Here is a 12,052-nt window from a genome sequence, read left to right as displayed (position 1 = left end):
TTCTTGAGTTGGAATCTTCCAAAAAGCGCGGAGAATAATGGTTGTGAAGTTGCAGCGTCCAATCTTAGTAGGAGGATTAGGTTTATCCTTTTCCTTGTGGATGGTAGAAAGTTGGCATCATTCGCTAGTGCAGTTAGGTGAGTTGAGTTTATTGAGTGTTTTAGCGGTTGGTGGTGGGTTGTGGTTGTTCAAACACAAGCGACCAAAAAATAGTTCTGAGCAGCCAGATGGTATCCTGGTGGATAGAGCTACAGCAGAAAGTGCGATCGCTAAAACTGAAGTCGTCATCAACCAACTAGCTCAAGAATCGGCAAATCACCAAGCTTTAGCCACATTACGAAATCAGCTTGACCAATTATCGGTAGATTTAGACAGACAAGAAATTAGAGTGGCTGTGACTGGTGGACAGTCAGTAGGTAAAACCACTTTAATTGAGGTGCTGAAGTCGGAAACACAGCAAGTCACTTTTCAAGAAACAGCACCACTGTTTAGAGAGGTGGATAATCAGTCAGATGTCGGTATTTTAACAGAAGCGGCAAAATCTGATGCGGCGCTGTTCTTAACTAACGGTGATTTGACAGACTCACAATTCCAAGCCTTACAGCAGCTAAAAAGACTAAATCTGCCAAAAATCCTGGTTTTCAATAAACAAGACCAGTATATACCAGATGAACGTGCTAGTATCTTGCAGTCTTTAAAACAAAGAGTCTCAGATCATGTAGTCGCTGTTGCTGCTGCGCCTGTCGCTATCAAAGTGCGGAAACATGAAGCGGATGGTTCTGTGCAAGAGTGGATGGAACAACCAGCAGCAGATATTCAGCAGTTGTCGCAGGAGTTGAGTGAACTTTTGTTACAGCAACAACAACTGGTGTGGACAACCACTGCTAGACAGGCGGTGTTGCTGAAATGTGAAGCGAAAAACTACTTGAATGGTGTGAGACGCGATCGCGCTACCCCAATTATTGAACAATATCAGTGGATAGCTGCGGCTGCTGCTTTTGCTAACCCAGTCCCAGCACTAGATATTTTAGCGACTGCGGCAATTAATGCTCAAATGGTAATGGATTTGGGTAATATTTATCAGCAGAAGTTCTCCTGGGAACAGGCGCAAACTGTAGCCGGAACAATGGGAAGTTTGATGTTGAAACTGGGTTTAGTGGAACTTTCAACTCAAGCCATTGGTACTGTCCTCAAAAGTAACGCCGTTACCTTTGTCGCTGGCGGTTTAGTACAGGGTGTAAGTGCTGCTTATCTGACTAGAGTAGCTGGGTTATGTCTGGTAGAGTATTTTGAGCAACAAGAAATCGCTTTAGATTCTGGAAGTAATTTAAACTTAGACAAATTACGCCAAACCTTACAAAAAGTCTTCCAACAAAATCAACAAGTAGCATTGCTGCAAGGTTTTGTTAAGCAAGGCGTGAAGCGTTTGTTACCAGAAGCACAGCCGATGGAAGTTGTAGGATAATTTAGAGCAAAGGCGCAAATTTTTATTATGCGTCTTTGCGATTATTAGTAATGAATACTATTAGACCTTGTATTTTCTCTTTTTTCGCTGGAGCGGGCTTTTTAGACTTAGGTTTTGAAACAAGTAATTTTAAAATTGTTTATGTCAATGAAATATTCTCAGCTTTCATGGAAGCATATCGCTATTCAAGAGAGAAGCTGAATTTACCTTTACCAGAATATGGGTATCATGAAGGGGAAACAGCAGATGTATCTAAACTTGTAGAAGGATCTTTAGCAAAAAATTTATTAGACATAGTTCAAGATTGTCGTCAAAATAATATTGTTGGTTTTATTGGTGGGCCTCCCTGTCCAGATTTTTCGGTTGGGGGCAAGAATAGAGGTTATTTAGGTGATAATGGTAAGTTATCTTCAGCGTACATAGAATTAATTTGCCAAAACCTACCTGATTTCTTTTTATTTGAAAATGTAAAAGGTTTATGGAAAACTAAAAAACATCGTCAGTTTTTTGAATCATTAAAAATTAAATTACAGACAGCAGGTTATATACTAACAGAACGGTTAATAAATGCCATTGAATATGGTGTACCACAAGATAGAGAAAGAATAATATTACTAGGTTTTAGAAAAAGTTATTTGCATGATTTAGGAATTAGCAATAATAAAGATATACTTGCATTAGACTTTCCTTGGAATAACAAAATTTTATATTCTCAAGACAAAGTATTTACATATCCGTGGAGTCAATGTGAACCATTTAGAGAAAATTCTACTATTTCTTGCCCTGAAGATATCCCTCAAGAACTAACGGTTGAATATTGGTTTAGAAATAATAAAGTTTTAAGCCATCCTAATTCTGAACATTATTTTCGACCAAGGGCTGGTATGACAAAATTTGCTAGTATTGCTGAAGGTGATGATTCAAAAAAGTCTTTTAAAAGATTACATAGATGGCGCTACTCTCCTACAGCCTGCTATGGAAATAATGAAGTACATCTACATCCCTACAAAATACGGCGAATTTCTGTAGCGGAAGCTTTAGCTATACAAGCATTACCTGCAAATTTTGTCTTACCAGATAATATGTCTCTCACTAATATGTTTAAAACTATAGGTAATGGCGTGCCATATCTGGCATCAAAGGCGTTGGCTGAGTCTATTCTTGATTTTATAAATATTAATATTAAAGTCCGGCTAAACCACGGTTAAATATAACACTTTGATTGTTTGATTAGTACTTAGTTGTAGGCGAGGAAAACAACTAAAATTTGATTTTTCCAGTTAGAGTCCTAAGAAATATGCTTTAATTTATGTAAAGGGTATTAATTTTTATAAAAGTTTATAATCAATCACTAAGAAAAGGCACGATGGCAGCAGACTATCCAGATATTGATATTGCGCCATTTATCGATCATGCGCTATTAACGCCAACGGCTACTCCAGAGCAGGTTGAGCAATGGTGTGGACAGGCTGACCGATTTAATTTTGCTGCGGTTTGTTTGTATCCTACTTATGTCAAGCAAGCGGCGGAACTCCTCCACGGCAAAAAACCCAAGGTTTGTACGGTAATAGGCTTCCCTACTGGGGCGACAACTCATTCAGTTAAGTTGTATGAAGCTCAAGAGGCTGTGGAAAATGGAGCCACAGAGCTAGATGTAGTCATCAATTTAGGCTGGTTGAAGTCTGGTAATACGGAGGCGGTACACCGGGAAATTGCCGAAATTTGTGAGGAGACTGGGCAAACTGTTAAGGTAATTTTGGAAACAAACTTACTGACGGATGCGGAGAAAAAACTTGCAGCTGAAATAGCTATGGATGCGGGGGCGACATTCCTCAAAACCAGTACGGGTTGGAATGGTGGTGCTACGGTGGAGGATGTACGTCTTCTGAAAGAGATAGCACGGGAAAGAGTAGGAATTAAGGCATCTGGGGGGATTCGCACTCTCAATCAAGCTATAGACTTAATATTAGCGGGTGCTACTAGATTAGGCACGTCTCGCGGTATCGATTTGATCCGTCAGCGCGATAACCTGGAAAAAGGGGAATAGTCTGTTGTCAGTTGACAGTTAACAGTTAGCAGTTAACAGTCAACAGTTGTCTTTACCTAATGACTAATGACCCTCCGGGTATGCCTTCTCTACGAGAGGCTGCGCCAACGGCACGCCAAGGGCGAACGCCAGTTCCCTACGGCGGGTCTCGCGCCGTAGGGAACTGGACTCACCAATGACTAATGACTAATGAGTAAAACTTATAAGGCAACTGGTATTAATCTTAAAGCCCAAGCTTTGGGGGAATCGGATAGAATAGTGACGATTTTAACACAGGAATTTGGTTTGATTCGAGCGATCGCCCCAGGCTCACGTAAGCACAAATCCAGCCTTGGCGGTAGAAGTGGGATGTTTGTAGTCAATGAACTACTGATTGCTAGAGGGCGATCGCTTGATAAAATTACGCAAGCCCAAACTGTAAAAACTTACCCCGGTTTGGCGAAAGATTTGGGGAAATTAGCTGCTAGCCAATATCTAGCAGAAATAGTTCTGTCTCAGGCTTTAAGTGAACAGCCACAACAAGAATTATACGAATTACTCAATGAACACCTCCATCGACTGGAAGATTTACCCACGGGGGAATCTTATGGTGTGCTTGCTTGTCTGGCTCATGCAGTTTTTCACTTATTGGCTTTAGAAGGAATTCCGCCACAAGTGCAAATTTGTTGTTTGACTCAGCGCCCCATAACGCCTGATCTAGAAGATCCCAACTGGCGAGTCGGGTTTAGTATCGCTGCTGGCGGAATAGTTGGTTTAGAAGCTTGGGAAAATTTACGCAAAGAAGTTGTGAAAAAGCCCGAAAAATCAGATAAACCAGTTTCTCATCCCATAAACCCTACTTATCAAACAGTTGTGCATCGGCAAGAGTTACCCACAATTACATCTCGGTTGACTGCACAAGAACTTCTCATACTCCAACAGTTGTCACAACCGGAGATAATGCAAATTAGTAACGTCAATAATGCAAACTGGTTATCTGTAGAGCAAGTTTTGCGCCAGTATGCTCAGTATCATTTGGGTCGCTCTATCCGCTCTGCTACTTTGATTGATTCTTATTTTGCTGCTAACCATGATGCAACCGTCTGAATTGGATAGAAAAGTTCTACCATTGTCACCCAGCCAGGCCAGAAAACAGCATAGGGCATCAGACCCCACAGCACAAAATCATTTAAGTGCTGTCCCCCAGCCTGTACCCAGCCATAAACATACTCCAGACTCTCAACCAGAGATTTCTACAAATGAGAAAAGTTGGATATCGGAGAATCCTAAAACTGATTTACCTGATGAAACAGACAAGTATTCGCCAGAATTAGGCAAGATTGAAGTTAATGGTAATGGACGAGTACCAGTAACCGCTACCCCAGAAGAAATCACACCCACAGATAACTCTGGTTCTGGTGGGAATGACTCAGAAACTATAGAGCATCAGGGTTTTTTCGCTATCTTCAAAAACCCTAATTTCCTAGCGCTTTGGGGTGGTCAAGTGTTCTGTCAACTGGCAGACAAGGTATATCTAGTATTGATGATTGCCTTAATTAATACTCAGTTTCAAGCCAGCGACCAGAGTATTAGCGGTTGGGTGTCAGCGTTGATGATGTCTTTCACCATCCCGGCTGTGTTGTTTGGTTCTGTCGCTGGTGTATTTGTTGACAGGTGGTCAAAAAAAGCTGTGTTGGTAGCCACAAACGCTTGGCGCGGTATTTTGGTGTTAGCAATACCCTTTCTGTTGTGGTTAACTCATGATTGGCAACCTATAGGAGTTTTACCTGTAGGTTTTCTGATCATTTTGGCTGTGACTTTTTTGGTGTCTACCCTAACGCAATTTTTCGCCCCAGCCGAACAAGCAGCAATTCCTTTAGTAGTGAAAGAACAGGATTTACTTTCGGCTAACTCTCTATATACAACTACGATGATGGCATCGGTGATAGTGGGGTTTGCTGTGGGAGAACCATTACTCGCCTTGGCGGATAATGTTTGGTCACAACTTGGGGGACATAATGGGTTTGGGAAGGAACTTTTGGTGGGTGGAAGTTATGCGATCGCCAGTATAATTTTGCTGTTATTGGTGACTCATGAGAAAACCCACAGCCCAGAAACAGAATTTCCCCATGTCTTTGAGGATTTACGGGACGGGTTGCGCTACCTTAAAGAAAATTACCGTGTCCGCAACGCCTTATTACAACTGACAATATTATTTTCTGTCTTCGCCGCCTTGACTGTATTAGCAGTCCGCATGGCAGAAATTATTCCTCACTTAAAAGCTTCCCAATTCGGTTTTCTGCTAGCTGCTGGCGGTGTTGGGATCGCCATTGGGGCGACAATTTTGGGTCAGTTTGGGCAACGCTTCTCCTATACTCAATTAAGCCTTTGTGGTTGCTTGGGTATGACAGCATCTTTAGTTGGACTTTCCATCTTTACAACACAGCTATGGTTAGTCTTGCTGTTGGTAATGATGCTAGGGGTGTTTGGCTCTCTCATCGGTATCCCCATGCAAACTGCTATCCAAACGGAAACTTTGGCGGAAATGCGTGGTAAAGTATTTGGGCTGCAAAATAATGTGATTAATATTGCTTTGTCGTTACCCTTAGCATTAGCAGGTGTGGCGGAAACCTTTATCGGTTTAAAAGCTGTATTTTTGGGATTAGCGGCGATCGTCTTTTCAGGAGGTATATTAACTTGGTATAACTCCCGTGATTAATAATTAAATTTTGGGATAATTATAAATTTTGCTTTCATGGTAAACTGATGGCAGAAAATTTGATCACGAACTTGCTGGGGATTAATTTGATATCAGCCAAGCAGGGTTTTGCGTTGTAGATATACATTTATGTACAACTAAAAAACAAAATAAGCCTAGAAAATATCTGGTTTAGCAAACCCAAAATTTGGCTTTTTGACTGGTTGGAGCGGAGTATACAAGAAGTAGATAGCCAGCAAGTAAAGCAAGATAAGTAACCAAAGATTCAAAATAAATAACCACGCTCTTCTGATAGCCGATAAAGAATGCGTATAGCCTGGATTGGAAAAAAATCACCCTTTTGTGGCAACGTAACTTACAGTCGAGAAGTTACAAACGCCTTGCTAGACAGGGGACATCAAGTTAGCTTTCTCCACTTTGCTCAAGAAGAACCTGAACCTGACAATTGGCCGAACTTCCAAGAAGTTCCCTTACCCTTCATCTACAAGTCGCAGGTTTATACAATTCCTACTTTCAAAGCGACAAAGGTTTTAACTGAGTCATTAAGGGAAATCAAACCAGATGTAGTCCACGCTTCGTTGACTTTATCCCCGCTCGACTTTTTTCTACCAGAAATTTGTGACCAATTAAACATACCTTTAATTGCCACATTCCACACTCCATTTGCAGGCAAGGGAGCGAAATTAATCTCAGGGACACAGCTTTTAGCTTATCAACTATACGCGCCTTTTTTAGATAACTACGATCGCGTCATTGTCTTTTCCCAAATACAGCGTGAATTATTAGCTAGTATGGGCGTGCGCGAAAGAAATATCGCTGTCATCCCCAATGGGGTAGATACTAGCAAATATTCTCCAGGGTCTTCTAATGTCAAGGCAGAATTTAAAGCTGAACGCTTGTTTGTTTACCAAGGAAGAATAGCCCCAGAGAAGAATGTAGAAGCCCTATTAAGAGCTTGGAAACAAGCGAATATGGATGCTGGTAGTAAGTTATTAATTGTTGGGGATGGGCCGTTAAGAGCGACTTTAGAACCTTTTTATGGTTCTGAGTATGGCATTATCTGGTTGGGATTTTTAGCTAGTGAAGACCGACGCATAGAGATTTTACAGGGTGCGGATGTATTTATTTTACCTTCTTTAGTTGAGGGTTTATCTCTATCTTTATTAGAAGGTATGGCTTGTGGACTGGCTTGTTTAGCCACAGATGTAGGCGCAGATGGTGAGGTTTTGGAAAAAGGCGCTGGGGTAGTAATAAATACAAAGACAGTGCGATCGCAGTTACGCACCCTTTTACCACTATTCCAAGACCATCCAGAGTTAACAACATTGTTAGGGCAGAAAGCCAGAAACCGCGTTTTAGAACGCTATACTCTGAGTAAAAATATTACTCATTTAGAAGAACTGTATCAAGAAGTTTTAGCCCAGCAACCCGTAAAACTAAGTTGGGGTGCTTAAAAATTCAAGTTGCTGACGATGGGGAATATCAGATAAGAATAATTAACCGCAGATAACCTGATAGTTTTGTAGGGTGGGCAGTGCATCGGCATAGGCTTATTGAGAAAGTGCAAGATTATCATTTAAGATTAGGACTTACGCAACTGGCATATTTTTTCTGTAGGGTGTGTGAGGAGCGATAATATTTGAACGTAGTCATGAGAATTGTAGCGTCACGCACCAACCACCAATTGTGACACTTGCGTAAGTCCTGAAGATGTTTAATCAGTATTGCCACTCAATCTAGCATTAACTGAACTGTATTCATAAATATCAAATGTAGGGTGCGTCAGTAGGAGAAACCCCAGCCACACCAAGAAAATATTCATACTGACGCACCCTCCTAAGTTTTTCCTTCTACTTAAACCAAGGTAGAAACAATGACACAATCTCTACAAAAAGTATTTTCATTTGATGAATTTTTAGATTTTTTGGCAACACAACCAGAAACTATTCGCTATGAATTACACGACGGAGATATTATACAAATGCCGCCACCGCCAGGGCAACATGAGCAAATAGTAGCATTTTTAACAATGATTCTCGGTTATGAGTGTCTTCGTCTGAAACTTAATTACGGTATACCTAAAACCGCTACAGTTAAGCCAGAAAATAAAGCATCAGGATACTATCCAGATGTTTTGTTAATGAATTTTTCTAACTTGAAAAATGAACCACTGTGGGAGAAACAATCAATCCTTAGTCACCCAGATTCAATCCCATTAGTAATTGAAGTGGTGAGTACAAATTGGAGAGATGATTATCATAAAAAGTTTGCTGATTATGAGGAAATGGGTATTTCAGAATATTGGATTGTGGATTATGCAGCTTTGGGTAGTAAAGAGTTAATAGGCGACCCCAAACAGCCAACAATCACAATTTACACTTTAAGTGATGAGGGAGAATATCGGGGGAAACAGTTTAGAGGAAATGACCGTATAGAATCCCCAACATTCTTAAATTTACAGCTAACTGTTGAGCAAATTTTTCACTGTGTTATTGAGTGATGAAAGCGCGGTATGGGGATTTCTAGCTAAGTGACAGAATTGAGGTTTTTAAACGCGGAGGAACGCAGAGGTTTTACTAGTTTTATGAATGATTTAGGAAAGGCGATAATCTATGATGGCTCTGTTAAATTAACGTGAGTTCGACAAGCGTTGTTTTGACCTCACCCCCAACCCCTCTCCTGACGGAGACGCTACGCGAACGCCTTTTAGGAGCGAAAAGTCTGAGCGGAGGTTTCCTCCGATCAGAACTTTTCAAGAGAGAGGGAGGTTGGGAGGGAGAGGTTCATCGAACTCACGTTAAATTAGTTTGAATGTTGCCTTATTTCTCAGAAATTTCTAAAGCCCAACCCAAACTCGTAGGCTGTTGATAAACTCGCTTCAAAGTGTTGACATCCCTGGGAGAAATTGGCGGTGGGTTGCGGACTTGGGAAAAATATAAAGCATCAGTTTGTAGCGAACTATGTCCCCAAATACCCAAGGCGTGACCGAGTTCGTGACGGGAAGCTGATAAGAGATAATCACCAGTTTGGCTAGGACTTAATAGGATAGTGAAGCGGTGTAATAAAACATTATTACTATTGTATAACTCATAGCGAGTTAGGGCTGAACGCGCACGAGGAATTTTATTCTCACGCGACAAACCCAGAGGCGGTGTTTTGCGTTCGATGGTAATATCGGCAATTTCTGGCTGTTCTACTACTATTAAAGGTAAATAATTATTCCACTCCTGCACAGTTTGTAAAACACTATTAACCCATGCTTGCGCCTGTTCCTGGTTAATAATTTGTGGTCGTTTAATATGAACTTTTACAGGAAATTTCGACCATACTAAATAACCTACTTCAGTTGTGGCAACTTGAGAAAAGTAATCACCGCTATTGCTATTGTCTTGCCATTGTGCCAGTGTAGATGGTAAGGGATGTGGTTTCTGCGCTGTGGAAGCATGACTAAATTGCAGGTTAGTTAAAACAATTAGCAGTCCTGTACCTATAGCTAAGGCAAGGACTGCTAATAAACGTTTTGTAATGAAATTTTTTAGGGTGTTAGGTTTTGGGTATTGAATTTTATTCCCCATGTATAGCAGTTGCCACATAGATTAGGACATACATAAATCATAAAATCTTGATAGCAAGCGCCTAGTTACCCTGTCCCCTGTCCCCTGTCACCTAAATTTATTTAGGTAGCCAGCCGGCGCTTAAAACTACTGTTAAACCGAGGAAAATTACTGTTAATGCCCAGGTAACACGGTTTAAGGTATTTTCGGCACTTTTGGTGCTGCTAAACAACTGGGCTTGTCCGCCTATAGCACCAATACCGTCACCTTTGGGGCTATGTAACAATACTAAAACTATTAGACCAAGGGCAGAAAGCGCCCAAATAGCTTGCACGATATTTGTCACAGTCATGGTAGCAATCTCTTTTATAACAAGTTTCAAAACAGAAGGGTTTGCCAATGAGAAAACAGTTAACAATTTACTGTTAGCTGCTTTCTCTTAGCTTAACGTGAGTTCGACAAGCATTGTTTTGACCTCTCCCCCAACCCCTCTCCTTCGAGGAGAGGGGAGTAAGACGGTGATTTTTTCGTTTCTCCTCCCTCTCCTGACGGAGACGCTACGCGAACGCCTTTTAGGAGAGGGAGGTTGGGAGGGAGAGGTTCATCGAACTCACGTTAGCTTAATTCAAACCTACAGGGATACGAGTTGGGGGAAATTGTACATCGTATTCTGCTGGTTGGAGAAGCGATCGCCCAGTCATTTCTGGTGGTTGGGGTAGCTGTAAAATATCGAGAATCGTGGGTGCAATGTCGGCTAGTTTGCCATCGCTACGTAATTCAACGTTAGTACCACGCCCTGGAATTTTCGCGCCTTCACCTTCCACTAAAATTAGGGGGACTGGGTTAGTTGTGTGAGCCGTCCAAGCATTACCTTGTTCATCCATCATAGACTCGGCATTGCCGTGGTCGGCGGTAATAATTGCTGTACCGCCAGCTTTACTCACTCCTTCTAACAAGCGACCCAAACAGTTATCAACTGTTTCAATGGCTTGAATTGTGGGTTCTATTTGACCAGTATGCCCTACCATGTCCGGGTTAGCATAATTAATCACCACTAGAGAATATATGCCCTTTTTCAGGGCGGCGATCGCAGTATCAGTTACCGCTACTGCTGACATGGCTGGGGCTTTGTCATAAGTCGCTACCATCGGACTGCTGACAAGTTCCCTGTCTTCCCCTGCAAAGGGTTCTTCCAAGCCACCGTTAAAGAAATAGGTGACATGGGCATATTTTTCAGTTTCGGCGGTGCGGAACTGCTTTAAACCCTGATTGGCGATGACTTCACCCAGAATATTGCTCAAGTTCTGCGGCTCAAAGGCTACAGATACGGGCAAATCAGAATCATACTGTGTAAATGTGACAAAAGACAGGGGTTTAATTTGCTGTCTTGCAAAACCTGTAAATTCGGAACTGACAAAGGCTTGAGTCAGTTGTCTAGCACGGTCTGGACGGAAGTTAAAGAATATCACTCCATCCCCTGGCTCGATAGTACCAGGAGCAATCCGAACTGGAGCGATAAATTCATCTGTCACCCCTTCAGCGTAGGATGCTCGTAAGACATCTACAGCTTTGCGTCCGTCTCCTGCACCAGCTTGTGTCATCACATCATAGGCGCGTTGTACCCGATCCCAACGGCGATCGCGATCCATTGCGTAGTAACGACCGCTCACGGTGACAATGCGCCCAATGCCTACACGTCCTATGTAGTCTTCTATGGCGCTGATTGCAGTTATACCATCTGTTGGTGCAGTATCACGACCATCAGTAATGGCATGAATACAAACTTCTGAAATTCGCTGATCCTTGGCTAAGTCAACTAGTCCGAATAGATGGGTTATGTGGGAATGTACCCCCCCCTCAGAACAAAGCCCTACTAGATGTAGCTTGCCATTCCGATTGCGAACTTCCTGGCAAATTTTGACAAGAGCTGAGTTGCTGAGGATAGAACCATCTTCCACTGCATCGGAGATTCGTACCAGTTCCTGGGGTACGACTCGCCCAGCACCAATGTTCAAATGACCAACTTCTGAGTTGCCCATTTGACCTTCTGGCAATCCTACGGCTTTCCCTGATGTGTGGATGAGGGTATGCGGGTAAGCTGCCCACAGACTTTCCATTACTGGCGTTTTGGCAGCAGCAATAGCGTTTCCTCGCGTCTCCTCGCAGTAGCCCCATCCGTCTAAAATGACTAGCACCACAGGAGCAACAGGTGCTTTGGTCATAATAAAATTGCCCTTTACTTTTTGTAATACCCGAATGATACCACTGCTACCAGCCCCTGCAAGTGA

10 protein-coding genes are annotated in these 12,052 nt (G+C 42.2%); 7 read left to right on the top strand and 3 right to left on the bottom strand.

The window, feature by feature from the left end; all coding sequences use genetic code 11:
• The first annotated feature begins 37 nt into the window (after positions 1-37).
• The 7 genes from H6G83_RS20690 (at position 38) to H6G83_RS20660 (ending at position 8,710) form a co-directional block, all read left to right on the top strand.
• Positions 38-1,465 (top strand): slr1306 family protein, encoded by a 1,428-nt coding sequence (locus H6G83_RS20690; RefSeq protein ID WP_190475756.1) that lies wholly within the window; start codon positions 38-40, stop codon positions 1,463-1,465.
• Between the two features lie 50 nt (positions 1,466-1,515).
• Positions 1,516-2,673 (top strand): DNA cytosine methyltransferase, encoded by a 1,158-nt coding sequence (locus H6G83_RS20685; RefSeq protein ID WP_190475754.1) that lies wholly within the window; start codon positions 1,516-1,518, stop codon positions 2,671-2,673.
• Positions 2,674-2,831: 158 nt separating this feature from the next.
• Positions 2,832-3,512 carry a deoxyribose-phosphate aldolase gene (deoC, locus tag H6G83_RS20680; RefSeq protein ID WP_190475752.1) on the top strand — a complete coding sequence of 227 codons (681 nt, stop codon included), beginning with the start codon at positions 2,832-2,834 and terminating at the stop codon, positions 3,510-3,512.
• 189 nt (positions 3,513-3,701) lie between these two features.
• On the top strand, positions 3,702-4,598 hold the full coding sequence (recO, locus tag H6G83_RS20675; RefSeq protein ID WP_190475750.1) for a DNA repair protein RecO: 897 nt from the start codon (positions 3,702-3,704) through the stop codon (positions 4,596-4,598).
• Positions 4,585-6,210, top strand: coding sequence for an MFS transporter (locus tag H6G83_RS20670; RefSeq protein ID WP_190475809.1), 1,626 nt, complete (start codon positions 4,585-4,587; stop codon positions 6,208-6,210). Before recO ends, H6G83_RS20670 begins: the two co-directional genes overlap by 14 nt.
• A gap of 305 nt (positions 6,211-6,515) precedes the next feature.
• Complete coding sequence (locus H6G83_RS20665; protein ID WP_190475748.1) at positions 6,516-7,664, top strand: glycosyltransferase family 4 protein; 1,149 nt, start codon at positions 6,516-6,518, stop codon at positions 7,662-7,664.
• Between the two features lie 419 nt (positions 7,665-8,083).
• Positions 8,084-8,710, top strand: a complete 627-nt coding sequence (locus H6G83_RS20660; protein WP_190475746.1) for a Uma2 family endonuclease — start codon at positions 8,084-8,086, stop codon at positions 8,708-8,710.
• 319 nt (positions 8,711-9,029) lie between these two features.
• On the opposite strand, the gene H6G83_RS20655 is transcribed toward H6G83_RS20660, so the two are convergent.
• The 3 genes from H6G83_RS20655 to gpmI form a co-directional block, all read right to left on the bottom strand.
• Positions 9,030-9,785 carry a peptidase gene (locus H6G83_RS20655; protein ID WP_190475807.1) on the bottom strand — a complete coding sequence of 252 codons (756 nt, stop codon included), beginning with the start codon at positions 9,783-9,785 and terminating at the stop codon, positions 9,030-9,032.
• Between the two features lie 97 nt (positions 9,786-9,882).
• Positions 9,883-10,116, bottom strand: coding sequence for a preprotein translocase subunit SecG (secG, locus tag H6G83_RS20650; protein WP_190475744.1), 234 nt, complete (start codon positions 10,114-10,116; stop codon positions 9,883-9,885).
• Positions 10,117-10,384: 268 nt separating this feature from the next.
• A complete protein-coding gene (gene gpmI / locus H6G83_RS20645) occupies positions 10,385-11,986 on the bottom strand; it encodes a 2,3-bisphosphoglycerate-independent phosphoglycerate mutase (protein WP_190475742.1) in 1,602 nt (533 codons plus the stop codon).
• Positions 11,987-12,052: the final 66 nt, after the last annotated feature.

It is taken from the genome of Anabaena azotica FACHB-119, assembly GCF_014697625.1.
GTDB classification, from domain to species: Bacteria; Cyanobacteriota; Cyanobacteriia; order Cyanobacteriales; family Nostocaceae; genus Trichormus; species Trichormus azoticus_A.
Note: the sequence above shows the minus strand (reverse complement) of the source record. Positions and strands in the feature narration are given on the sequence as shown.

Excerpts from the sequence above, each read along its gene's own strand:
- H6G83_RS20665 (WP_190475748.1), top strand. The coding sequence starts at position 6,516 with ATGCGTATAGCCTGGATTGGAAAAAAATCACCCTTTTGTGGCAACGTA.
- H6G83_RS20670 (WP_190475809.1), top strand. The coding sequence starts at position 4,585 with ATGCAACCGTCTGAATTGGATAGAAAAGTTCTACCATTGTCACCCAGC.
- deoC (WP_190475752.1), top strand. The coding sequence starts at position 2,832 with ATGGCAGCAGACTATCCAGATATTGATATTGCGCCATTTATCGATCAT.
- recO (WP_190475750.1), top strand. The coding sequence starts at position 3,702 with ATGAGTAAAACTTATAAGGCAACTGGTATTAATCTTAAAGCCCAAGCT.
- secG (WP_190475744.1), bottom strand. The coding sequence starts at position 10,116 with ATGACTGTGACAAATATCGTGCAAGCTATTTGGGCGCTTTCTGCCCTT.
- gpmI (WP_190475742.1), bottom strand. The coding sequence starts at position 11,986 with ATGACCAAAGCACCTGTTGCTCCTGTGGTGCTAGTCATTTTAGACGGA.
- H6G83_RS20660 (WP_190475746.1), top strand. The coding sequence starts at position 8,084 with ATGACACAATCTCTACAAAAAGTATTTTCATTTGATGAATTTTTAGAT.
- H6G83_RS20685 (WP_190475754.1), top strand. The coding sequence starts at position 1,516 with ATGAATACTATTAGACCTTGTATTTTCTCTTTTTTCGCTGGAGCGGGC.
- H6G83_RS20655 (WP_190475807.1), bottom strand. The coding sequence starts at position 9,785 with ATGGGGAATAAAATTCAATACCCAAAACCTAACACCCTAAAAAATTTC.
- H6G83_RS20690 (WP_190475756.1), top strand. The coding sequence starts at position 38 with ATGGTTGTGAAGTTGCAGCGTCCAATCTTAGTAGGAGGATTAGGTTTA.